Genomic DNA, 21,380 nt, shown 5'->3' with positions numbered 1-21,380 from the left:
TTTTTCGCTAATTTCCCGCCGTGGAGCGATATTCCAAAGCGGAGGAAGCGGAGAATGACAACCACTGACGAAGCCCTTGAAACGATCCGCCAGGCGGCGGAAGAACTCGACTTCGTGGACCTGCAAAAGGCCTCGCGGATGATCGAGAAGGAGCAGAAGCGCCGCGAGAAAGAGGCCCGCAAGCAGGCCCAGCAGGAAATGAAACAGGTGGCCCAGAAATACGGGCTCGATCTCGACGAGATCGTCTCAGGGGTGAGCAAGGGCGCCGGCGCCAAGGCCACCAAGGGCAACAAGGTCCCGCCGAAGTTCCGCCACCCTGAGGATCCGGATCGCACCTGGACCGGGCGCGGCCGCAAGCCGAAATGGGTCGTCCACTGGGAAGAGGAACTGGGCCGGGATATCGAAGAGCTGCGCATTCCGGACGCCTGAGCGTCCGGTTTCCGTCGGTTTTCGAAACCATTACACGGATGAATACCCTGGACGATACAGCGGTCTGTGATCGAGCTCGGTGAGTGGGTTCTGGCAACCCTGGTGCTGATTGCAGGCACGGTCGTTCAGGGTTCAATTGGTTTCGGGGTGGCCCTCTTGGGTGCGCCCGTTCTCTACTGGATCGATCCGGTGCTGGTGCCCGGGCCGATGCTCGTCGTCGGCATGGTGACACCGCTGATGATCCTCATCCGGGAACGCCGCGCCCTGGATGTTGGCGGGATCCGCTGGGCCATCCCGGGGCAACTCTCCGGCGCCGCACTCGCCGGTGTCGTCCTTGCCCGCGCGGATGAATCCCACCTGTCGCTGATCTTCGGAATCCTGGTTCTGCTCGCCGTGGCGTTGAGCCTGGTGGCGGGGTCTCCGCGCCCCACCGGCGGGCGCCTGCTGGCCGGGGGGACCCTGTCCGGCTTCATGGCCACGGCCACCTCCATCGGTGGCCCGCCCCTGGCCCTGGCCTACCAAGGGGTGAGCGGCGCACGGCTGCGTGCATCGCTGTCGGCGGTGTTCGTGGTGGGGGCGTTCGGCTCCCTGGGGGCGCTGGCCTGGATCGGCCGCTTCGGCCTTACCGAGCTGCTCCTCGGCCTGAGTCTGCTGCCCGGCATCGCGATCGGCTTCTGGCTGTCCGGCTATACCGCCCGAGCACTGGATCGGCGCTGGTTGCGCGGGGCGGTGCTGGGCGTGTCCGCAGTGGCCGGGTTGGGGGCTGTGGTGCAGGCTGTGTTGTAAGACGCTGCAGGCGTCAGTGGGTGGAGTTGGGGAGTCTCCATGGACCTCACGCCTGCTCGTCGATGTTCAGCCCCTTGCGCTCGAGGGCCTCAAGCTGTTCCGGCTCGATGGCGCCACTGTCATTGACCTGCTCCAGCGCCTTCTCGACGGCGCGCAGGGCGTCGGCGTACTCATGCTTTTTCTCGTGGGCCACCTCGAGCTGCTCGCGCAGGAGGTTGGTCTGATCCTCACGCGTCTCCTGGGCGCGCTGCTGCGCCTGGTACCCCTGGTAGGCGCCGAACAGACCGGCTACCGTGCCGACACCACTGACAATGCTCATTGATCGACCCTGACTGGGAGCGAAAGTGAAACCAGGCTCACTGACCCTCAGCAGAGGTGTCGGCACTTCGTCTGATTTCTTGAGTCATCAGCGTGGATTTTCCGTGGCGCGGTTGCTCGGGGGTCTGCTGGTGGTGATCGTGTTGGCGGCGTTCGTCGGGCCCGTGTGGGCGGACAACCCGACGGAGCGCTTCAATCAGGGCGTGACCGAGTATCAGGCCGGCGAGTACCGGGTGGCCGAGCGGGCTTTTGCAGCCGTCCTCGGCGATCCGGAGTTGGGCGCGCTGGCCGCCTTCAACCTGGGGCGCGCTGCGGGGCAGCGGGGGGACTGGGCGGCGGCTGAGTACTGGTGGCGGCGGGCTCAGCAGCAGGCCCGCGCTGAACGCCTGCAGCGCTTAGTGGCGTCTCGGCTGGAGGAGCTGGAACACGCCCGCCCGGCGGTCACTGGCTACATGCAGATCGGCGCGGGCTACGACTCGGACCTGACCCTGGACAATGCGCGCGCCTTCGCCGGCGACGGCGATCCCTTCCTCGACCTGTTCGGCCATGCGGCCTGGCAGGCCCGGGGGACCCGGCGCGACGGTGTGGTCGCGCAAGGCAGTGTCTACCACCGCAGCCACGGCAGCGAGGGCGATTACGACTTCACGGACGCAGCCGTGGATGTCCTGCGCGAGCGGCCCGTGGGGCGGGTGGAGCTTGGCTACGGCGTCGGCGCCGGGGCCATGAATCGCGGGATCGGTGGTGTCGATCGGCGCGTCGAGGGCCAGGTTCAGGGGCGCTGGAACAGCCCCGGGCGTGGCTGGCTCGTGGCGCGCTATCGGCTGCGCGCCCACCGCGGAGGCAATGACCGGGGCTATCTCGATGGCCTGGAGCACCGGCTGCGACTGGGGGTGGAGGATCGGGTTGGCGCCCTGCGCTGGTTGGCTTACTACCAAGTGGAGCACCACGACCGCGAGGATTGGTCCGGCAATGGGGCGTTCGTCAGCTATTCCCCGGTACGCCAGCGCCTTGGTGCCCGGCTGGCCTGGCAGGCTGCGCCGGCGTGGTCGTTGACTGCGCGTCCGGAATGGGTCCATGCCGATTACCGGGACCGACACGACTACGGTGACGATCGTCGGCGCCGTACCGATACTCGCTACCGGCTGGATCTGATGGCGATCCATCAGCCCGCCGGACGCGCCTGGCGGCTCGGGGCGCAGCTGCGCCTTGAGCACATCGACGATCTGCGGACCTACGGGACCGTGGAGGAGGGTGGTCTGGAGACCTATACCGCCCAGCGCGCCGAGGTGAGCCTGTTCATCGACCGAAGCTTCTAAAGGGAACCGCCGGGGTGTCTCCTGCGTGGGGGTGAGTATGGCCACGCTATTGAACCTGTGGAGACGCCGCGGCGAGCAGACCGCCTTCGAGACCGTCATCGGTCGCCACCTGGGCAGCCTCTACGGCTTCGCGCGCCGGCTTTGCGGCGACGATGCCGAGGCCGAGGAGCTTATCCAGGAGCTGCTCAGTCGACTTTACCCGCGCAGTCATGAGCTGTTGGCCCTCGATCAACCCTACCCGTGGCTCGCCCGGTCGCTCCATAACCTCTGGGTGGATCGCTACCGACGCCGTCGGGCGCGTCCGCCCTGGGAGGATCAATCCCAGGACGATCCCCATGCCCCCTATACCGTGGCTGAGCCGGGTGACGGTCCGGCGGAGCTGGTCGAGCAGGCGCTGACCCGCGAGCGGTTGCAGCGCGCCCTGGACGCGCTGCCCGAGGCGCAACGCAGCGTGGTTATTCTCCATTACGTCGAGGGCTTCTCGCTGGATGAGGTGGCCGAGATCTCGGCGGTGAGCAAGGGCACCCTGAAATCGCGGCTGGCACGGGCGCGAGATCGCCTGCGCCGACGCCTGCTGGACGGAACCGAGTCCGGAGCCGGCGCGTGTTGGGACGGGGAGGGCACGCAGTGATGACGGAGCGGACCATGGATTGCCGGGAGTGTCGCGCAAGCCTGTTGGAGCTGGAGGCGGGGGAGCTGGACAGCGCCCGGGCGGAGCGCTGCCACGCGCACCTGGCAGCCTGCCCGGCGTGCCGGGCCTGGCACCACGATGGTCTCCGCCTCCGTCGGCACCTGGCCAGCCTGGATCGCCGGGATGCGGTCTCGCCCGGCTGGGTGGCGGCGCAACTGCGTCGGGCGCGAGTCGAGCACACCACCGGGTCCACGGTCCGGCAGCGCCTGGTGGCCGGCGTGGCGGCGGTGGCGATCCTCGCCGGAGGCGGGTTGGCCCTCTACGACCGGCAGCCTACGCATCCAGAGCCACCGCTGGCTGAAACGGGAGAGGGCGAGGTCCAGGAGGTCCGGTTGGCCATTGACGCCGAGCGGCGTATGGAGGGGGTCCGGTTCCACGTCGAGGTCCCCGACGGCTTCGAGTTGGCGGGCCAACCCTCCCGGCGGCTGATCAGCTGGGAGGGTGATCTGGAGCCGGGCGCCAACCGGTTGACCCTCCCGGTGCGCGGCGTGCCAGGGGCAGGGATCGAGGAGGGGGAATTGGTGACCCGCATCGAGCACGAGGGCCGTTCCCGGGAACTGCGGTTGCCGGTCACCCTCGCGCAGCGCCGCGAAAGTGAGTCTTGAGCGCGTTGATCCGTCAACGAGCGATGTTTCCCAGAGGAGGACGCCACGATGATGATCAAGCTGAACAGTACCAGCCGCACCCTGCGCTACGGGCTGTTGCCGGCGGGGCTGTTGATGGTCTCGCTGGCCGTGCCGGTGGCCGCGGAGGAGTCGGAGGACGACGCCCTGGACGCGACCATGCGTCTGCTCGATGAAGAAACCACCGAGGAGGAGGTGGCACAGGAGATCGAGCTGCCGGAGGAGGCCGCGGATCAGGCCCAGGAGCGCGCCGCAGAGGGCTTGGAGACGGCCAACGAGGCGCGTGAGGACGGTCGGGGATTCGGTCAGGAACGTGCGGAAGAAGCCCGTGGCCAGGGCGAGGAACGTGCGTCGCAAGCGCGGGAAGCCGGTCAGGAACGCGGCGAAGAGGCCCGCGAAGCGGCTCGTGAGCAAGCGGAAGAGGCGCGGGAGCAGGCCCGCGAATCGGCCCGGGAGCAGGCAGATGAGGCCCGGGAACAAGGTCGGTCGGCGCAGGACGACGCGCGCCAGGAGGCTGAGCAGCGGGCCGATGAGGCGCGGGGTAATGCTCCGGAGAACCCGGGCAACCAGTAACACTCGGGCCTGACGTCGGCGACCCCCGACGAAAAAGGCCGCGGAACGATCCCGTTCCGCGGCCTTTTGGTGTTTGGTCGGGGCGGCAGGATTTGAACCTGCGACCCCCTGCACCCCATGCAGGTGCGCTACCAGACTGCGCCACGCCCCGACTCAGGTCGCAGAGTATACGGATCGCGTCCTGGGGAGACAAGGGATCAGCGCTTGAGGATGTTGAGCACACCCTCGAGTTCGATGCGCATCTGCCGGATGATCTGCTGGCTCTGGGCGACGTCCTCGCGCTCTTCGCCACCTTCCAGCTTCTGGCGGGCGCCGCCGATGGTAAAGCCCTCCTCGTAGAGCAGGGCGCGGATACGGCGGATCAGGATGACATCGTGGCGCTGGTAGTAGCGCCGGTTACCGCGGCGCTTGACGGGTCTCAGCTGCGGGAATTCCTGTTCCCAGTAGCGCAGTACGTGAGGTTTGACGGCACACAGCTGGCTGACCTCGCCGATGGTGAAGTACCGCTTCGACGGGATCGGCGGGAGGTCGCCCTCACTGCTCTTCTCGGGTTCCGGCATAGCTCTCGACGCGGCTCTTGAGCTTCTGGCCGGGGCGGAAGGTCACCACGCGCCGGGCGGAAATGGGGATCTCTTCCCCGGTCTTCGGGTTGCGGCCGGGCCGTTCGTTCTTGTCGCGCAGCTCAAAGTTGCCGAAGCTGGAGAGCTTGACCGGTTCCCCGTTCTCGAGGGCGGTACGGATCTCCTCGAAGAAGAGTTCGACCAGCTCCTTGGCCTCGCGCTTGTTCAAGCCGACTTCCTCGAAGAGCCGCTCGGCCATGTCCGCCTTGGTCAGCGACATCCTACTCCCCTCTCAAGCTCGCTCCGAACTGTTGCTGCAGGCGGGAGACCACGCCCGCCATGACGTCGTCCACGTCGCGATCCGTAAGCGTGCGGGAATAATCCTGCAAAATCAAGCCCATGGCGATGCTTTTCTGGCCATCCGGGACGCCCTTGCCGCGGTAGACGTCGAACAGCCGGCCGCCGACGGCGCAATCGCCGGCTGCCTCGCGGGCGGTGCGCAGCAACTCGCCCGCGGGAACGTGGTCGTCCACCAGCACCGCCAGATCCCGGCGGATGGACGGATACCGCGAGATGGGCTGGAAGCGCGGCAGCTCCGCCCTGCTCAGCGCCTCCAGGGTGATCTCGAAGAGCACCGGGGCGCCGTGGAGCTCCAGGGCGTCGGCGTGCTCGGGGTGCAGGGTGCCGAGCCAGCCGACCGAGACCCCGTCGCGCAGGATCCGGGCGCTCTGGCCCGGGTGCAGGGCCGGGTGCTGTGCCGGCTCGAAGGTGAACGCGGAGGCGTTGCCGGTCTGGGCGATCAGGGCTTCGAGGTCGGCCTTGACGTCGAAGAAGTCCACGCTCCGGCGTGGCGCATCCCACTGCTCGGCGTAGCGGGGCCCGGCGGCCAGGCCGGCGAGCATGGGGGTCTGGGCCAGATCGTCGAGGTGGCCGCGGAAGGTGCGCCCGCACTCGAACAGTCGCACGCGCTCATGCTGGCGGTGCTGATTGCGCTGTGCCGCCATCAGCAGGCCGGGCCACAGGGAGGTGCGCATCACCGCCAACTCCGCCGAGAGCGGGTTGGCCAGCGGCAGGGCCTCGGATTCCGGGTCCAGGCGCTGTTGGAGTTGCGGATCGACGAAGGCGTAATTGATCGCCTCGAAGTAGCCGCGTTCGACCAGCGTAGTGCGCAGCGGACGGTCGTCGAGTTGTTGCTCCGGGGCCGTGGCCACGTGCAGCGGGGCGCGCAGGGGCCGCTCCGGCACATTGTCGAAGCCGTAGAGGCGGGCCACCTCCTCGATCAGGTCGACCTCGCGCTCCATGTCGAAGCGCCAGCTCGGCGGCTGAACCCGCCACCCATCGGCGCTGGGTTCAGGTTCCGTGCCCAGGCGCCGGAGCATGCCGGTGACCTGTTCCGGCTCGATGGACCAGCCGAGCAGTCCCTCCAGCCGTTCTCGGCGCAGTTCGATGGGTGCGCGTTGCGGCAGTGCCTGATGGGCCACGGCCTCGTTGATCGGCCCGGGCCGGCCACCGCAGATTTCGATAACCAGCTGCGTGGCGCGCTCGCTGGCCGCGCGCGGCGCCTCGAAGTCCACCCCTCGCTCGAAACGGTGGGAGGAATCGGTGTGCAGGCCGTAGCGCCGGGCGCGTCCGGCGATGGTGGTGGGGTGGAAGTGCGCCGCCTCCAGGAAGATGCTCGTGGTCTCGTCACTCACGGCCGTCGTCTCGCCGCCCATGACGCCGGCGAATGCCACCGGCCCGTTAGCATCGGCGATGACCAGCACCCCGTCATCGAGTTCCACCTGCTCCCCGCCGAGCAGGGTGAGGGTCTCGCCGGAGTGCGCCCGCCGTGCCGTGACGGGCGGTGCCAGGCGGTCCAGGTCGAAGGCGTGCAGCGGCTGACCGGACTCGAGCATCACGTAGTTGGTGATATCGACCAGGGCCGAAACGCTGCGGATCCCGGCACGGCGCAGGCGTTCACGCATCCAGATGGGGGTGGGCGCCTGCGGGTTCACGTCGTGGATCACCCGGCCGGTGTAGCGCGGGCAGTCCGCCTCGGCCTGGAGCGAGATCTCCAGCTGCGCATCGCAGGCCGCCGGCACCGGCAGCGGCTCGGTGGACTGCATCTCGGCACCCGTGCGCGCCGCCACATCCCGGGCAATCCCGGTCATGCCCAGGCAGTCGGCGCGGTTTGGCGTGAGGTCGATCTCAAGGATCGTGTCATCCAGTGCCAGGGCCTGGCGCAGATCGTTGCCGAGCGCGAGGGTCTCGGGCAGCTCCAGCAGGCCGCCGGCCTCGTCGGCCAGGCCGAGCTCGCTGGCCGAGCAGAGCATCCCGGCCGAGGCCACACCGCGCACCTCGGTGGCCTGGACCTGAAGCCCGCCCGGGAGCTCGGCACCCGCACGCGCCAGGGGGGCGTGCAGCCCGGGGCGGGCGTTGGGGGCCCCGCAGACGATCTCCAGCCGCTCGCCTCCCGCGTCCACCGTGCAGACCTGGAGGCGGTCGGCCTCGGGATGGGGTCGGCAGTCGGTGATCGCGCCGACCACTACCCCGCTGAAGGGCGGGGCGGCGGGTTCGACGGCGTCGACCTCGAGGCCCGCCATGGTCAGGGCTTCCGCCAGCGCCTGGGTCGAGAGCGACGGGTTCACCCACTCGCGCAGCCACTGCTCACTTACACGCATGGTTCACCGGAATTGGCCGAGGAAGCGCAGGTCGTTGTCGAAGAACAGCCGCAGGTCGTCCACGCCGTAGCGGAGCATGGCCAGGCGCTCGACGCCCATGCCGAAGGCGTATCCCGTCCACTGCTCGGCGTCGATGCCGGCATGCTCGAAGACCGCGGGATGGACCATGCCGCAGCCGAGCACCTCGAGCCAGCCGGAGTGCTTACACACCCGGCACCCCTCACCGCCGCAGATCACGCACTCGACGTCGACCTCGGCGGAGGGCTCGGTGAACGGGAAGTACGAAGGCCGAAAGCGCACGGCCACCGGGCGCTCGAAGAAGGCGTTGAGGAACTCGTGGAGTACGCCCTTGAGATCGGCCAGGCTGACGTCGCGATCAACCAGCAACCCCTCCACCTGGTGGAACATCGGGGTGTGGGTGAGATCGGAGTCGCAGCGGTAGACGCGGCCCGGGGCCACGACGCGGATGGGAACCCCATCGCGCTCCATCACGCGGATCTGCACCGGCGAGGTATGCGTGCGCAGTAGCCGCGTGGCGTCGAAGTAGAAGGTATCGTGCATCGCCCGCGCCGGGTGGTGGGCGGGGATGTTCAGCGCCTCGAAGTTGTGGCGGTCGTCTTCGACCTCGGGGCCATCCGCGGCGTGAAAGCCGGCCCCGGCGAAGATCGCCTCGATGCGCTCCAGGGTACGGGTCACCGGATGGAAACCGCCGCGTTCGGTGCCGCGGCCGGGGAGGGTGACATCGATCCGTTCGGCCGCCAGGCGCTGCTCGAGCGCAGCCCGCTCCAGCTCGCTCCGACGCGCCTCGATGCGCTGGCTGACCCGCTCCTTGGCGGCATTGATGGCCGCGCCGGCCTGGGGGCGCTGGTCGGCGGGCAGTTGCCCCAACCCCTTGAGCAGGGCGGTCAACTTGCCTTTCTTGCCGAGGTAGGCGACCCGGACCTGATCGAGACCCGCCAGGTCAGAGGCGCCGTCCACGGCGTCCTCTGCCTCTCGGGTCAGCGCGCTGAGTTCATCCTGGTAGTCGGCACCCATGCCCTGGCGAGTCGCCCTCAGTTGCTGAGGGCGCCCTGGGCACGCTCGGCCAGCGCCGCAAAGGACTGCGGCTCGTGGACGGCCAGGTCAGCCAGCTGCTTGCGATCGACCTCGATGCCGGCCTGCTGCAGGCCGTTCATCAGGCGGCTGTAGGACAGCCCGTGCTGACGCGCCGCCGCGTTGATGCGCTGGATCCACAGGCTGCGGAACTCGCGCTTGCGCAGACGGCGGTGGGCGTACGCATACTGCCCGGACTTGATCACCTGCTGGCGGGCGATGCGGAAGGCGCTGCCCCGCATGCCGTAGTAGCCCTTGGCAGCCTTGAGGACCTTCTTGTGCTTGGCGCGGTTGGTGACGCCCCGCTTGACTCGTGACATGGAAGAACGCTCCCGTATTTACTTGGCGACCATGCGCCGGACCATCGGCGCATCGCTCGCGTGGACCTCGGTCAGCTCGCGCAGACGGCGCTTCCGCTTCGGGTCCTTCTTGGTCAGGATGTGGCTGTGGTTGGAGCGCGCGCGGGAGATCCGGCCGGAGGCCTTCACCTTGAAGCGCTTCGCTGCGCCACGATTGGTCTTGAGCTTGGGCATTGCTGCCTCCCCCTCATCACAAAAAGAAGCGAGCGCGCCGCCTGACTAGCGGAACGCGCCCGCAGCGTGGTTCGACACCCTACTTGCCCTTGCGCGGGCTCATCATCATGACCATCAGCCGCCCTTCCATTCGCGGCCGCTGGTCCACGGTACCGACATCGCCGAGCTCTTCCTCGAGCCGATCGAGCAGGCGCTTACCGAGCTCTTGGTGCGCCATTTCCCGGCCGCGGAAGCGGATCGTGACCTTCGCCTTGTCGCCTTCCTCGAGGAACCGACGCAGGTTGCGAAGCTTGACCTGGAAGTCGCCTTCGTCCGTGCCCGGACGGAATTTGACCTCCTTGACCTGGATCTGCTTTTGCTTCTTGCGCGCCGCCTGCTGCTTTTTGCTCTGCTCGAACTTGAACTTGCCGTAGTCCATGGCTCGGCAGACCGGCGGGTCCGCGTTGCCATCGATTTCCACAAGATCGAGCCCTTCGTTCTCGGCCTGCGCAAGGGCGTCTTCAGTGGCCAGTACGCCGACCTGTTCGCCGTCCGAGCCGATCAGCCGCACCTGCGGTACCGTGATCTGCTCGTTGAGACGGCGATTGTCGCCGCTACTGCCGCCACGCCCGCGTTTCGGTCTCGTTGCGATCCTCTAATCCTCCTGTTCGCGCTCGTGACCCGCGATATCGTTGCTAAGCCGCGCTACGAGCTCTTCCAGTTCCATGGAGCCGAGGTCGGTGCCGTCGCGGTGGCGGACGGCCACCGTACCACTTTCCAGCTCCCGGTCCCCGAGCACCAGCATGTAGGGGACCTTCTGCAACGTATGCTCGCGGATTTTATAGCCGATCTTCTCGTTCCTCAAGTCGGCCTCGGCGCGGAAGCCGGATTCCAGCAGCTGTTGTTCCACCGAGCGGGCGTAGTCGGCCTGGCGGTCGGTGATGTTGAGCACCACCGCCTGGACCGGAGCGAGCCAGGTGGGCAGGGCGCCGCCGTAGTGCTCGATCAGGATGCCGATAAAGCGCTCCAGGGACCCGAGAATAGCCCGGTGGAGCATCACCGGCGTACGCCGCTCGCCGTCGTCATCGACGAACTGCGCCCCCAGCCGGCCCGGCATGGAGAAGTCCACCTGAATGGTGCCCAGCTGCCAGACGCGCTCCAGGCAGTCGCGCAGGGAGAACTCGATCTTCGGCCCGTAGAAGGCTCCCTCACCGGGCTGCAGGGTGTAGTCGAGCCCGTGCGTCTCCAGCGCGGTGGCCAGGGCCGACTCGGCCTTGTCCCAGAGGGCGTCGTCGCCCACCCGCTCGTCCGGGCGGGTGGAGAGGGCGATGAGTACGTCCTCGAAACCGAAGTCGCGGTAGGCGCGGTAGACCAGGTCGATGAAGGTGCGCACCTCCTCCTGGATCTGGTTTTCGGTGCAGAAGATATGCGCGTCGTCCTGCACGAAGCCGCGCACCCGCATCAGCCCGTGGAGCGTGCCGGAGGGCTCGTTGCGGTGGCAGGAGCCGAACTCCGCCAGGCGCAGGGGCAGGTCGCGATAGCTCTTCAACCCCTGCTTGAAAACCTCGACGTGGCATGGGCAGTTCATCGGCTTGACCGCGTAGTCGCGGGACTCCGACTCGGTGACGAACATGTTCTCGGCGAACATCGCCCAGTGCCCGGAGCGCTCCCACAGGCTGCGATCTACCAGCATCGGCGTGTGGATCTCCTGGTAGCCGTTGTCGCGCATCAGCCGGCGGATGTAGTCCTGTACCTCCAGGTAGAGCCGCCAGCCGCGCGGGTGCCAGAAGACCATCCCCGGCGACTCCTCCTGGACGTGGAAGAGATCCTGGGTCCGGCCGAGGCGCCGGTGGTCGCGCCGCTCGGCCTCGGCGAGGCGGTCCAGGTAGGCCTTGAGCTGCTTGCGGTCCGGCCAGGCGGTGCCGTAGACGCGTTGGAGCATCTCGTTGTTCTGATCACCGCGCCAGTAAGCGCCCGCCACCTTAGTCAGCTTGAACGCCTTGAGCTTGCCGGTGCTCGGCACGTGGGGGCCGCGGCACAGATCGGCAAAGTCGCCCTGGCGGTAGACCGTGATGGTCTCGCTCTCGGGCAGGTCGTCGATGATCTGCGCCTTGTAGGTCTCGCCTTGCTCCAGGAAGAACTGCCGCGCTGCCTCACGGTCCCAGACCTCGCGCTCGACGGGGTGATCCGCCTCGGCCAGCTCGCTCATGCGCTGCTCGATGGTCTCGAGCTCGTCCTCCGAGAGGGAGCGCTCGCCGGCGAAGTCGTAATAGAAGCCGTTATCCACCGTCGGGCCGATGGTGACCTGCATCTCCGGGTGGAGCTGCTTGACCGCCTGGGCCATCAGGTGCGCCGTCGAGTGGCGGATCACCTCAAGCCCGTCCGGGTCGTTGCTGGTGACGATCTCGACGTAGGCGTCGTGCTCGATGGGGCGATCCAGGTCGATCAGCTCACCGTCCACGCGCCCGACAATGGCGTCCTTGGCCAGCTTGCGGCCGATGGACTCGGCGATCTCGCGGGTGGTGACCGGGTGGTCGAACGCTTTGACGGAACCGTCAGGGAGGGTAATGGCGGGCATGGCTGAACCTCCACAGTGGTGACCGATACGAGGGGCCACGTGCATGAAAAGCTGCGCCCGGCGCGATGGGGCCCTGAGAGCAGGGGTCGCGACCGGGCGCAGTACGGCGTATCTGGTAGGCGCGAGTGGACTCGAACCACCGACCTCCACCATGTCAAGGTGGCGCTCTAACCAGCTGAGCTACGCGCCTGTCGATGTGCTGGGCATTCTAACGGCGTGCAGTGAGGAGTCAACCCCTGGGGCCGCGCTGAGGTGGACCTGGCCCTGGGCCGATTGGCCCGGCGTTACGGCGTAACGAAGCGGGCGATGGTCGAACGCCTGATCGTTGAAGCCGACGAGGCGGAGCTCCGGCGCATGGATCCGGACGCCCCGGAGTGGGCCGCCTACTTCGGGTCTCAGCACGACTAAGGCGTCCTCCTTGTGGGCCAGGAATTGACAACGCTGATCGGTCGCACCTGCAAGGATCCGAATTCTGCACAGGCCCCGAGCTTGACGGCGCTAACTGCCTGACTCGCGGTGGCCCGTTTGCAACCTGCTGATTTCTCTGGCGTTAGGGTCTGGCTACTCTTTGTCCAATAGACCGCAAGGCCGCTCGGCTGGCCCCGTCGCGTGGCTCTCTCCACAAGGTTTTCCACAGGTTCTGTGGAAAGGGGGGTCGAAAGAGGTAACCTCGATCGGCGGCGGATGCGCGACAAGGGGGGGGCGACCCATGAGAGATGCGCTGTGGCTCGATGGGGGGGGTGGGTCGGACGGGTGTGATCGCCTGCAGACTGCTCGTTGAGCGAGGCGTGGCACCTGAACAGGCGCTGCGTCAGGTCCGAGCGGCGCGGCGCGGCGCTGTGGAGACTCGGCAGCAGGAGGTTTACGTGCGCGGTCTCAGCCCACCCGTTTAGTCGGATTCCGGCGCCGGTCGTGCGACATGGCCTGTCGCGGCCATGTTCCAGCCTACGCACAGAACCAGTCGGTCTGGAGGAAGCATGGCCAGCGCACAACAGGCATCGTCGAGGCATCCGATCGAGCGTGCACCGGGGCGCGATCACGGTGGAGGTGCGGCACTCGCCGGTGAGTCGTCGTCGGCGGTGTGCATTTCCCGGCGCCGTGCCGAAGAGCAGGCGGACTTGCGTCGGCAGGCGATGCGCGTGGCGTTGTCGCCGGCTGGCGGTGGGACGTTCAAGGAATCCGGTTTAAATGGTTAGGTCCTGCAGTCCCCCGACGGTTAGTCCGTCACGAAGGCGCCTCGGCTACGTACCGAATGGCTTCAATGTGCCACGCCGGCAGCCCGTGCTCGATCGCGCCGTTGAGTACGTAGCGGTAATACGTCGCTGTCGGCTGGAGTCCGTCCATCACCGCGTCGGGCTTGGCCCGGTAGGTGAAGGCCTCCATGGGCGTGTCGTCGTCGTTTTGGACCGTGACGTCGATGCGGTCATAGCGCGGTCCTTCGGCGTCGTCGAGTGCCGGCAAATGCGCGGCATCCATGCGAAAGACGACGCCCGGTAGCCAGTGTTCCGGCTGACCGGTCCAGAAGGCGTCGCACTTGGCCGAGCCGTCGGCGCCTCGTTTGTGAAAGGCGAGTTGGTGGCCCTGTAAAAATGCCCGAGTCACAGGGGTTGCCGAGGGCACCCGTGCCTGGAGTCTGCTGGTGAGCATGTTGGAGCCAAACGCGAAGTAGAGCATCATCCCTCCTGGTAAAACCGCTGCACCAGGGCCCACTGTTCGTGCCCGAGGCGCGTCTGCACGAGTTCCACCGCCCAATCCGGCACGCCGAATCGAGCTTCGGCAACACCACCGGCGATGCACGCGAGGGTGTCGGTATCGGCATCGAGGGTTAGGCAGGTCGACATACACGCTTCGAAAGAGGCACTTTGGCAGGCGACCTGAATGGCCGGGGGCACCGTGCCCTGACAGGTCTCGTTGTAGCGACTGCTTGCCCGCAGGGCGTCCAGGGAGGGCGTCGTCTCGTAGCCGTAGCGCTCGCATACCGCAGCCAGAATCGCGTCGCCGGTCCTGCCGTCGCGGGCCTGTTGAATCGCATCGACCGTCGCCTGCGCCCCTTTGATACCTTCCGGGTGGTCGTGAGTTACGGCCGCGGAGGCGGCGGCAGCTTCGAGGGCCTGCTGACGGTCTTGGAACCACAGCGCGATGGGGCTGACCCGCATCGCCGAGCCGTTGCCGAAGCTGTTGTAGGGAGCGGCGCCCGGTTCCCGGGCCCACTGCTGAAAACGCGCGCCCCAGGACTGGTTCGGCTCGGCCTCCCATGCCCGACGGTAGACGCTGGCGTAGTCAGCGCCCTCCAGTAATGCCTCCATGGTGGCGAGGGTCAGCAGCGTGTCGTCGGTGTAGTGGGAGCGTGGATCCACCAGCGGCGTCCCTGGCGGGGCCGGTGGGCCGAACTCGTGGATCGAGCCGATGATGTCGCCGGCGATGGCTCCGAGCATGATTCGTCCTTGTCCATGGCGGATGGGTCCCGGTGGCGTCCTTGCCAAGGATATACCCCGTTCGTCGATGGGTGTATCCCGCCCGGGACCAGGCCATTCCAACCGATTGCGGCGACAGCTGATGTCGCGGGGTCCCCGCGGCTTCATATAGAAGCTTGGCGTCTCAGGTACGCAGCAGCCGATCAGTCCGGCAAACCGTGGCCCGATGGGTGGTAGGGTGTTTGGCATGAGCCAGAGCGCGAATGCGTTCGAACCAGGGACGGCGGAGCGGGGTGCGTCATGGCGCATGTTCACCCTTCCAACATCGACACCCTTCGGCTGGCCGGTGCGCCGGAGCGCGAGCTTAGGACGCTGGAGTGGCTGGGCGACTCGCTGCCGCAGAGCTACACCGTCTACCACGGCGTGCACTGGAGTGCCGGGTCCGGGCGGGGCGCCGTGTTCGGTGAGGTGGATTTTGTCGTCGTTAACGCCGCCGGCGAGGTCCTGCTGATTGAGCAGAAGAACGGGGCTTTGGCTGAGAGCGACGGCCTGCTCGGCAAGGACTACGGGCATGAGCGCGGCCCCAAGGACGTGGTCCGGCAGCTGCACCGCAGCCGCGAAGGGTTGCTCGGAGCCCTCGAGCGCGGTCTCGGTGGCCGCAAGCCGCCGGGTATGAGCCTGCTGCTGTACTGCCCGGCGCACCGGCTGCAGGGGGACGCACCGGCTGGGCTCTCTCGCGAGCAGATCGTCGATGCTTCAAGAGTCCAAGAACTCCCCGCATCCGTCGAGGCGCAGCTCGGGCCGGGGCAGGACGCGCCGGATACAGCCCGGACGGTTCGGCGCGTGCTCGCGCAGGAGCTGGATTTGGCACCGGATCTCGGCGACGAGGTCACGCTTCAGGAGCAGACCTTCCAGCGTCTCGCTGGTGGCATCACCGAGCTGGTCCAGGGGCTGGAGATGAGCCCATGGCGCCTTCGGGTTATCGGTGCTGCGGGTAGCGGGAAGACGATTGCCGCGATCGAGTTTTTCGAGGCTGCGCAAGCCCGGGGAGAACGACCGGCGCTGGTCTGTTTCAACCGCGTCCTGGGCGACCGGCTGCGCGCACGACTGGAGGGCAACGCTGACGTCGGCAATTTCCACCGCCTTTGTCATGCCTGGCTTGAGGCCGTTGGTGAGAGCTTCGATGCGCAGCGGGCGCGGCGGGAGCCCCAGGAGTATTGGAGCGAGGTGGCGGACCGGCTCATCGAGCATTCCGAGCGATTGCCCTGTTTCGACCGATTGATCGTCGATGAAGGGCAGGACTTCTCCGAAGAGTGGTGGGAGCTCCTGCGCATCTGTCTCGTCGACGATGATGCACCGGTCTTGTGGCTGGAAGACCCCCAGCAGGATCTCTACGGGCGCAACGACCAGCAACAGTCCGCGTTCGTCACCTACCGAACGGGCAAGGCTTTTCGGACGCCACGCCGGATTGCGCAGTTCGTCCGTCGCCTGCTCGAGGTCGATATCGACTGGCGTAATCCGCTCGACGGCCATAAGCCGCGGGTTACCCGGTACGCAACGGCCGATGAGCAGCGCGAGGCCCTTCTTCAGGCTGTGGAACACCTCGAGAGCGAGGGCTTTCGCAAGGATCAGATGGTGTTGCTGAGCCTGCACGGTCACGGCCGTGATCCACTGGCGGAGACGGCCCGGCTGGGTCGTTACCGCCTCAAGCGGTTTACGGGGGATTTCACCGAAGACGGCCAGCCGGTGTACTCGAAGGGCGATTTACGCGTCGAGACGGTCTATCGCTTCAAGGGCGAGCAGCGCCCCGCCGTGATCCTGATGGACGTCGATTTCGACGGTAGCCGGCCCGAGCGTGAGCAGCGTCTGCTCTACTGTGCGCTCACCCGGGCCTCGGTGGCCTGCGAGGTGCTGGTCGCTGAGGGTTCCGCGTGGCGGAAACGGCTGGAGAACGCGGCATCGTGATGGGAGGCGGGCCGACGGAGTCGGGTGGCGTTTGTCGGATAGGGGGGAGCAGGGAACTGGCTCCGGCGGTGTCACAGCTCTCCGGCGGCACGCAGTAACGCCTCGCGCAGTCGCACCATGGCCAGCGTGTCGGTGAAGCAATATTCGCGGAGGGCTTGGGCGAGCCGATCGCGTTCCTCGTCGCAATCCGTGTCGAGCATCTGGATCCAGGCCTGCGCGGCGGCCTGGCCATCGGCCACTTCCAGGGCGGTGTAGTCGAGGTCTTGAACCAGTACGGGCAGGACCCGCTTGATGGAGTAGGAGCCCTTGAAAGCCGGGTGGTAGTAGTGGTTCCGCAGGACCCGTAGCAGATCCCACAGCCGCTCCTGAAGGGCGGCTAAGGGCTCAGCGAGATCCGGCAGCGCATCGGCGAGTTCGCCGAGGACCCGCCGCTCAAAGCTGGAGTAAACGACGATCGATCCGCGGTCACCGAGTGCGTTGAGCAGTGCCTCGGCAAGTGGGCGGCGGGGGTCGGTATCGGCGGTGGCCAGAAAGTCCGTGTGCTCCGGGGCGACCCCGGGGGCTCGTTGGATATGGCAGGAAAACTGGAACGGCAAGGCCTGAAACGGGGAGGTTCCGGGGTAACGGGGTAAGGCCGGCTGTGCGGTCTCGAAATCCAGGAAGAAGAGAGGCCACTCCACACCCTGAACGGCTTCACCCAGGTCGGGATCGGTCCAGGGATGCCCCTTGGCAACGGCGTCTCGGATCCGCTTCTGAGCGACGGTAAGCGGGTAATCGTCGGGGATGGCGTCGATGGTTGTGACACCCCGCTCGAGGAGGCCCTGGTAACGCTCGCCGGCCAGATACGGTAGCTCCTCGATCGGGTGCTCGGGCCACTCCCTGTCAGCAGAGCAGTGGTTGTAGAACGGGCAGGGGTAAGGGCTGAAGCACTGCTGCCCGATTTCGATCTGGGGTGGTGTTGTACGGGCGGCAACCTCCTGGAAGGAGACGGCCTGCGCCTCGATCCACTCAAGCCAGTGCTCGCAGGTTCTGGTCAGCGGTTCGAACCGGAAGAACTCCTGCGGGTCGTGCGCGCCGCCCGGATAGACGTAGTCACGGTCGATCAACAGCAGCCCGGCATCGCGTACCGGGATGCCGGCACCGGTGAGGATCCAATACTGGATCGCCACGTCGAGCTGGAAAACCTCCTTGGCACGCGTGGCGCCCTTGACCTCGACCAGGTCCCACCCGTCCCCGTTTCGAACGAGCGCGTCCACTCGGGTCAGGACCTGGTCGTGCTCCAGAGCGGCTTCAAAGATCGCCGGCACGCCCGGGTCGGCCATCAGCACCTGCGTTTGCTCGAGGGCCTGGCGCGTGTGTCGGTAATCCGCTTCGACGAGCACCCCGGATGGATAGCGCTGCTGAGCCAATTGCCCGAGTCGGTGGCCCTGGTCGAAGATCGCTTGCAACTGGGGATCAGGCGGCGTGGCTCGCCAGGGCTCGTGGACCGTGTACCAGAGCCGAAGCGGGCACTGCCAGCCGGCTATGAAGCGGGATTTGGACAGGCGGGGCATGGCAAGGGAGCTCTTCTAGGCCAGGTCGGTATTAGCGTGATGCGTCGAGGTAATCTGGATTTTGGGTCGCCTTAACGAACTCCTCGATGGGAAACCAATTGCGGTTGGGGGGCACATCATCAGTACTCACCTCGTACATTTGAGCTTGCCAGGTCGTGGGAGAAGCGATGTCGCGCTTCAGATCGGCTCCAGTAAAGCCACCGTTGCGACCCATCACGCGAAAGGGGAAGCTCTCCGGTTCCTCAAGGAATCGCCGGACGATCTCACCCCCTGGCAGTTTGGCCTGAGCATTGGTGCCCGACTCTGTGCCTTGTGAGACGAGGTCATCGAAATGGTGCAGCGCGACCCCGAGCGCTTCGGCGAAGAGGTGGCTCGGGGTTTCTCGGCCCTCAATGCATTTGTACCAGTATTCGAGGACTCTGTCCCAGAGCAAGAGGTCCTCTGGGGCGATGGCCTCAGGCGTGTCTTCCGCCTCCTCTAGCAGGCTGCTGAAAAACTCGGCTGCGCGGTATCATAGAGGGTGTCGTTGACGGCGGAACAGGAGGTCTCCGGATGCGCGGTGAGGATGTCGAGCAACAGCACATGTTCAGCTACGTCAGCCTCGAAGATCGCATCCCCAAGAATCACCCTCTTCGCGAGATCCGTGTCCTCGTTGATCGGCTGCTCGACTCGATCTCGGACGAGCTGGACGCGGTGTACTCGGGCACCGGTCGGCCGTCGATCCCGCCGGAGCGACTGATCCGGGCGCTTTTGCTTCAGGCCCTGTACTCGATCCGCTCGGGGCGGCTGCTCATGGAGCAGCTCGACTGCAACCTCCTGTTCCGCTGGTTCGTCGGGCTCCAGGTCGATGACCCCGTCTGGCACCCGACCACCTTCACCAAGAGCCGGGACCGCCTGATCGAGGCGGAGGTTGCGCAGCGCCTGCTGCGCTCGTTCACGGAACTCGAGGAGGTTCGGCCCCTGCTCTCCGACGAGCACTTCTCGGTCGATGGCACGCTCATCGAGGCCTGGGCCTCGATGAAGAGCTTCAAGCCGATCAGCCAGGACGGCGACAGCTCGGGTGATGATGACTTGCAGAGCGGCGGGCGCAATCCGACGGTCAACTTCCGGGGTCAGCAGCGGCGCAACGATACCCACGCCTCGAGCACGGACCCGAATGCTCGGCTCTACCGCAAGGGCCAGGGGCAGCCTGCGCGGCTTTGCTATATCGGCCATGCCCTGATGGAGAACCGTCATGGGCTCATCGTCGATACCCGCCTAACCCAGGCCTGTGGCACCGCCGAGCGGGAGGCGGCCCTGGAGATGATCCGCGAGATCCCTGCAGAGCGAGGCCGGCTGACGCTTGCTGGCGACGCCGGCTACAACACCCGAGATTTCGTCCAGGCCCTGCGCGAGTACGAGGTTACGCCCCATGTTGCCGAGAAGCGCCGGTTCAATGCTGTGGATGGTCGGACGACGCGCCACCCCGGCTATGCGGTCAGCCAGCGCATCCGCAAGCGCGTCGAGGAGTTCTTCGGCTGGTCCAAGACCGTCGGTGGCCTTCGCAAGACCCGCTTCATCGGACCAGACAGGGTGGGGTGGGACTTCGGGTTCCATGCCCTGGCCTACAACCTGGTCCGCACACCCAAACTGCTCGGGGCTGGCTGAGATGGGGGCGGAGTGCCTCCATCCCCTGCTGCCCGGCCCCTTCCGGGCGCAGGCGGGTTGGGGCACCGCCGGGTTGGCGGGTATCACCCCCCGCTTGGAACGCCACCCGGCCATCGTAGATCACCTTCGACACCCCTCGGTGGCCACGCAGAAGACCGTTTCTCAGCACCCTGCTAGTCAAAGGAGGGCCCGGCTCGGAGCGTGGTTTGTTGATCTCTTCCGCCGCCCGAGGCTTCCAGATCCATGGTCACGTCCCCGGCTTTGGCCCGGGGCTGGTGGAGCTGCTCATTGCGCGTATCCTGCGCGCTGCCGCCCCTGAGTCCGGCCTCGCCTGCGGCGAGAAAGGCCCCCCACCACTGGCAGATTCTAGCCGCGGTGGCCACTCACCTCCCTGAGGCCCACGTCCTCCGGTGTTCCCCTCTATGCCTTGCGCACTCCGGGGCCCCCGCTCAAAACAACTTGACAAGATAGTCGCAATGATACGAATCTAACTCGGACCATGTGATCTGGACGGCCCTATGCTCGACACTCCATTTTTCAAGAAGCTTTCCCATAATGACACGGGAAAAGCACGCGGCCACCAAGCGGGCTTCTTAATACCCAAGGCTATTTCGCGTTTCTTCCCCCCCCCTCCGGGGTGTGGCCACCCGCGAGGAACCTACGTTGAGCTTGAACCTCGTCGCGGATCTGTTTGTAAATGGCCAGAGGGTTGGTACTGCCAAAGCACGCTACCAGTATCAGACTTGGGGAGGCAAAAGGTCGCCTGAAAGGCGACTTACTGATAACCTCGGGCCCCTCCGGAACAAAGCCAAAAAGGATGATATTCTTCTCTTCACGAAAGACCTTGATGACGATGGATATATCCAGCTTCATCTGATTGAACGGGGAACCCCCGAATATGACGCAATCAACACCAAGATTGGCAGTTCCAGGTGTGGGTGCTTAGACCTGGATAACCCGCCGGTCGAGAGTGACGAGATCGAGGAGGCTGAAAAATATCTCGACAGGCAGGTCGCTGAAACTCCCTTCGCTTTCGATGAAAACCGAGAGATCATCGAGGCCAAAACAGTTCGGAAGGCACGCGATAGGGCGTTCCGAGGAAAAGTTCTTTCACTGTATGATAATAGGTGCGCTTTCACTGGGCGAAAGTTCATATCACCGGTTGGGGACAACGTTCTGGGTTTGGACGCTGCACATGTGATCCCTGTAAGCAGAGCAGGGTCGGATCATCCTGCAAATGGGCTTCCGCTGACCAAAGACCTGCATTGGGCATTTGATCGTGGATTGATTGGCGTGGCGCCTGACCGAAAGATATTGGTCCCCGAGTCGGTCCGTGATCTACCGGGTAATGAGTTCTTGGTCGGCCTCCATACCCGACCCGTCACGGAACCGAGTGATTGCAACATGCGGGTAATGGATGAAGCGTTAGAATGGCACCGGGAAAACCGGTTGGTTGAATAGTTGCTTTCGCACTTGGCGCGTAAAACATGATCCGGGATCCGACAGCATTGGAACACAGGTGGGTCTTCACGTATCCCATCACGCGAATGCGTGAGGTTGAGTCAGAGAGGCGGGTGTATCGTGCCCCGTTTGCTGGACACCCGGTAAGCTGATCACGCCGCCATCGGCGTGGCTGCAGGGTAGCCGGCCCGGACCGGCGCCC

22 protein-coding genes and 2 tRNA genes are annotated in these 21,380 nt (G+C 66.1%); 9 read left to right on the top strand and 15 right to left on the bottom strand.

The annotated features are described in order from the left end of the window. The first annotated feature begins 54 nt into the window (after positions 1-54). A complete protein-coding gene (locus HHAL_RS02250; RefSeq protein WP_011813252.1) occupies positions 55-429 on the top strand; it encodes an H-NS histone family protein in 375 nt (124 codons plus the stop codon). Between the two features lie 66 nt (positions 430-495). Beyond that, entirely contained in the window at positions 496-1,215 is a 720-nt protein-coding gene (locus HHAL_RS02245) for a sulfite exporter TauE/SafE family protein (RefSeq protein WP_011813251.1), read from the top strand. Positions 1,216-1,261: 46 nt separating this feature from the next. Here HHAL_RS02245 and HHAL_RS02240 read toward each other — a convergent pair whose 3' ends face one another. Further along, positions 1,262-1,534 (bottom strand): hypothetical protein, encoded by a 273-nt coding sequence (locus tag HHAL_RS02240; protein ID WP_011813250.1) that lies wholly within the window; start codon positions 1,532-1,534, stop codon positions 1,262-1,264. A 103-nt stretch (positions 1,535-1,637) separates the two neighbouring features. On the opposite strand from HHAL_RS02240, the gene HHAL_RS02235 reads away from it, so the two are divergent. The 4 genes from HHAL_RS02235 to HHAL_RS02220 are packed head-to-tail and all read left to right on the top strand — an operon-like array spanning position 1,638 to position 4,736. Beyond that, a complete protein-coding gene (locus tag HHAL_RS02235; protein WP_011813249.1) occupies positions 1,638-2,849 on the top strand; it encodes a tetratricopeptide repeat protein in 1,212 nt (403 codons plus the stop codon). A gap of 37 nt (positions 2,850-2,886) precedes the next feature. After that, positions 2,887-3,480: an RNA polymerase sigma factor gene (locus tag HHAL_RS12455; protein ID WP_011813248.1), complete on the top strand. Its 594-nt coding sequence runs from the start codon at positions 2,887-2,889 to the stop codon at positions 3,478-3,480. Next, positions 3,480-4,145, top strand: coding sequence for an anti-sigma factor family protein (locus tag HHAL_RS02225; protein WP_011813247.1), 666 nt, complete (start codon positions 3,480-3,482; stop codon positions 4,143-4,145). Before HHAL_RS12455 ends, HHAL_RS02225 begins: the two co-directional genes overlap by 1 nt. 48 nt (positions 4,146-4,193) lie before the next feature. Beyond that, entirely contained in the window at positions 4,194-4,736 is a 543-nt protein-coding gene (locus tag HHAL_RS02220; RefSeq protein WP_011813246.1) for a hypothetical protein, read from the top strand. Between the two features lie 74 nt (positions 4,737-4,810). Here HHAL_RS02220 and HHAL_RS02215 read toward each other — a convergent pair. The 12 genes from HHAL_RS02215 to HHAL_RS02160 form a co-directional block, all read right to left on the bottom strand. Next, positions 4,811-4,887: transfer RNA gene (locus HHAL_RS02215), tRNA-Pro, on the bottom strand. 46 nt (positions 4,888-4,933) lie between these two features. Further along, entirely contained in the window at positions 4,934-5,296 is a 363-nt protein-coding gene (locus HHAL_RS02210; RefSeq protein WP_011813245.1) for a MerR family transcriptional regulator, read from the bottom strand. Continuing rightward, a complete protein-coding gene (gene ihfA, locus HHAL_RS02205; protein ID WP_011813244.1) occupies positions 5,271-5,576 on the bottom strand; it encodes an integration host factor subunit alpha in 306 nt (101 codons plus the stop codon). Before ihfA ends, HHAL_RS02210 begins: the two co-directional genes overlap by 26 nt. Position 5,577: 1 nt before the next feature. Further along, the gene (pheT, locus tag HHAL_RS02200) at positions 5,578-7,956 is read right to left on the bottom strand and encodes a phenylalanine--tRNA ligase subunit beta (protein ID WP_011813243.1); all 2,379 of its coding nucleotides are present in this window, start codon (positions 7,954-7,956) and stop codon (positions 5,578-5,580) included. A gap of 3 nt (positions 7,957-7,959) precedes the next feature. After that, positions 7,960-8,991 (bottom strand): phenylalanine--tRNA ligase subunit alpha, encoded by a 1,032-nt coding sequence (gene pheS, locus HHAL_RS02195; RefSeq protein ID WP_011813242.1) that lies wholly within the window; start codon positions 8,989-8,991, stop codon positions 7,960-7,962. A gap of 17 nt (positions 8,992-9,008) precedes the next feature. Then, a complete protein-coding gene (gene rplT, locus HHAL_RS02190; RefSeq protein ID WP_011813241.1) occupies positions 9,009-9,368 on the bottom strand; it encodes a 50S ribosomal protein L20 in 360 nt (119 codons plus the stop codon). A gap of 18 nt (positions 9,369-9,386) precedes the next feature. Then, on the bottom strand, positions 9,387-9,581 hold the full coding sequence (gene rpmI, locus HHAL_RS02185) for a 50S ribosomal protein L35 (RefSeq protein ID WP_011813240.1): 195 nt from the start codon (positions 9,579-9,581) through the stop codon (positions 9,387-9,389). Positions 9,582-9,660: 79 nt separating this feature from the next. Further along, on the bottom strand, positions 9,661-10,212 hold the full coding sequence (infC, locus tag HHAL_RS02180; protein WP_081432143.1) for a translation initiation factor IF-3: 552 nt from the start codon (positions 10,210-10,212) through the stop codon (positions 9,661-9,663). A gap of 3 nt (positions 10,213-10,215) precedes the next feature. After that, a complete protein-coding gene (gene thrS / locus HHAL_RS02175; protein ID WP_011813238.1) occupies positions 10,216-12,138 on the bottom strand; it encodes a threonine--tRNA ligase in 1,923 nt (640 codons plus the stop codon). A gap of 113 nt (positions 12,139-12,251) precedes the next feature. Further along, positions 12,252-12,328, bottom strand: a tRNA-Val gene (locus HHAL_RS02170). Between the two features lie 1,034 nt (positions 12,329-13,362). Beyond that, the gene (locus HHAL_RS02165) at positions 13,363-13,815 is read right to left on the bottom strand and encodes a gamma-glutamylcyclotransferase family protein (protein ID WP_041595011.1); all 453 of its coding nucleotides are present in this window, start codon (positions 13,813-13,815) and stop codon (positions 13,363-13,365) included. Continuing rightward, positions 13,812-14,573 carry an ADP-ribosylglycohydrolase family protein gene (locus HHAL_RS02160; protein WP_011813235.1) on the bottom strand — a complete coding sequence of 254 codons (762 nt, stop codon included), beginning with the start codon at positions 14,571-14,573 and terminating at the stop codon, positions 13,812-13,814. Before HHAL_RS02160 ends, HHAL_RS02165 begins: the two co-directional genes overlap by 4 nt. Before the next feature lie 279 nt (positions 14,574-14,852). Between HHAL_RS02160 and HHAL_RS02155 the strand changes: the two genes are divergently transcribed. Further along, entirely contained in the window at positions 14,853-16,517 is a 1,665-nt protein-coding gene (locus HHAL_RS02155) for an ATP-binding domain-containing protein (RefSeq protein ID WP_011813234.1), read from the top strand. Positions 16,518-16,588: 71 nt separating this feature from the next. Here HHAL_RS02155 and HHAL_RS02150 read toward each other — a convergent pair whose 3' ends face one another. Further along, the gene (locus HHAL_RS02150) at positions 16,589-18,070 is read right to left on the bottom strand and encodes a DUF2779 domain-containing protein (protein WP_011813233.1); all 1,482 of its coding nucleotides are present in this window, start codon (positions 18,068-18,070) and stop codon (positions 16,589-16,591) included. A gap of 31 nt (positions 18,071-18,101) precedes the next feature. Continuing rightward, positions 18,102-18,503, bottom strand: a complete 402-nt coding sequence (locus HHAL_RS13195) for a hypothetical protein (RefSeq protein ID WP_011813232.1) — start codon at positions 18,501-18,503, stop codon at positions 18,102-18,104. A gap of 119 nt (positions 18,504-18,622) precedes the next feature. Here HHAL_RS13195 and HHAL_RS02145 point away from each other — a divergent pair, with 119 nt between their 5' ends. Then, positions 18,623-19,717, top strand: coding sequence for an IS5-like element ISHha2 family transposase (locus HHAL_RS02145; RefSeq protein WP_011813231.1), 1,095 nt, complete (start codon positions 18,623-18,625; stop codon positions 19,715-19,717). Between the two features lie 663 nt (positions 19,718-20,380). Continuing rightward, on the top strand, positions 20,381-21,178 hold the full coding sequence (locus tag HHAL_RS12860) for an HNH endonuclease (protein WP_187147878.1): 798 nt from the start codon (positions 20,381-20,383) through the stop codon (positions 21,176-21,178). Positions 21,179-21,380: the final 202 nt, after the last annotated feature.

Origin of the sequence: Halorhodospira halophila SL1 (genome assembly GCF_000015585.1) — a bacterium.
GTDB lineage: Bacteria > Pseudomonadota > Gammaproteobacteria > Nitrococcales > Halorhodospiraceae > Halorhodospira > Halorhodospira halophila.
The sequence above is the reverse complement of the archived record's forward strand: the minus strand, read 5'-3'. Positions and strand labels throughout refer to the sequence as shown.

Bases quoted from the DNA above. Each gene is read 5' to 3' on its own strand.
- HHAL_RS02155 (WP_011813234.1), top strand. From the start codon at position 14,853: ATGGCGCATGTTCACCCTTCCAACATCGACACCCTTCGGCTGGCCGGT.
- HHAL_RS02250 (WP_011813252.1), top strand. From the start codon at position 55: ATGACAACCACTGACGAAGCCCTTGAAACGATCCGCCAGGCGGCGGAA.
- HHAL_RS02210 (WP_011813245.1), bottom strand. From the start codon at position 5,296: ATGCCGGAACCCGAGAAGAGCAGTGAGGGCGACCTCCCGCCGATCCCG.
- rplT (WP_011813241.1), bottom strand. From the start codon at position 9,368: ATGTCACGAGTCAAGCGGGGCGTCACCAACCGCGCCAAGCACAAGAAG.
- HHAL_RS02240 (WP_011813250.1), bottom strand. From the start codon at position 1,534: ATGAGCATTGTCAGTGGTGTCGGCACGGTAGCCGGTCTGTTCGGCGCC.
- HHAL_RS02225 (WP_011813247.1), top strand. From the start codon at position 3,480: ATGACGGAGCGGACCATGGATTGCCGGGAGTGTCGCGCAAGCCTGTTG.
- HHAL_RS02165 (WP_041595011.1), bottom strand. From the start codon at position 13,815: ATGATGCTCTACTTCGCGTTTGGCTCCAACATGCTCACCAGCAGACTC.
- HHAL_RS02160 (WP_011813235.1), bottom strand. From the start codon at position 14,573: ATGCTCGGAGCCATCGCCGGCGACATCATCGGCTCGATCCACGAGTTC.
- HHAL_RS12455 (WP_011813248.1), top strand. From the start codon at position 2,887: ATGGCCACGCTATTGAACCTGTGGAGACGCCGCGGCGAGCAGACCGCC.
- pheS (WP_011813242.1), bottom strand. From the start codon at position 8,991: ATGGGTGCCGACTACCAGGATGAACTCAGCGCGCTGACCCGAGAGGCA.
- HHAL_RS02220 (WP_011813246.1), top strand. From the start codon at position 4,194: ATGATGATCAAGCTGAACAGTACCAGCCGCACCCTGCGCTACGGGCTG.
- HHAL_RS02145 (WP_011813231.1), top strand. From the start codon at position 18,623: ATGCGCGGTGAGGATGTCGAGCAACAGCACATGTTCAGCTACGTCAGC.
- ihfA (WP_011813244.1), bottom strand. From the start codon at position 5,576: ATGTCGCTGACCAAGGCGGACATGGCCGAGCGGCTCTTCGAGGAAGTC.
- thrS (WP_011813238.1), bottom strand. From the start codon at position 12,138: ATGCCCGCCATTACCCTCCCTGACGGTTCCGTCAAAGCGTTCGACCAC.
- HHAL_RS02150 (WP_011813233.1), bottom strand. From the start codon at position 18,070: ATGCCCCGCCTGTCCAAATCCCGCTTCATAGCCGGCTGGCAGTGCCCG.
- pheT (WP_011813243.1), bottom strand. From the start codon at position 7,956: ATGCGTGTAAGTGAGCAGTGGCTGCGCGAGTGGGTGAACCCGTCGCTC.
- rpmI (WP_011813240.1), bottom strand. From the start codon at position 9,581: ATGCCCAAGCTCAAGACCAATCGTGGCGCAGCGAAGCGCTTCAAGGTG.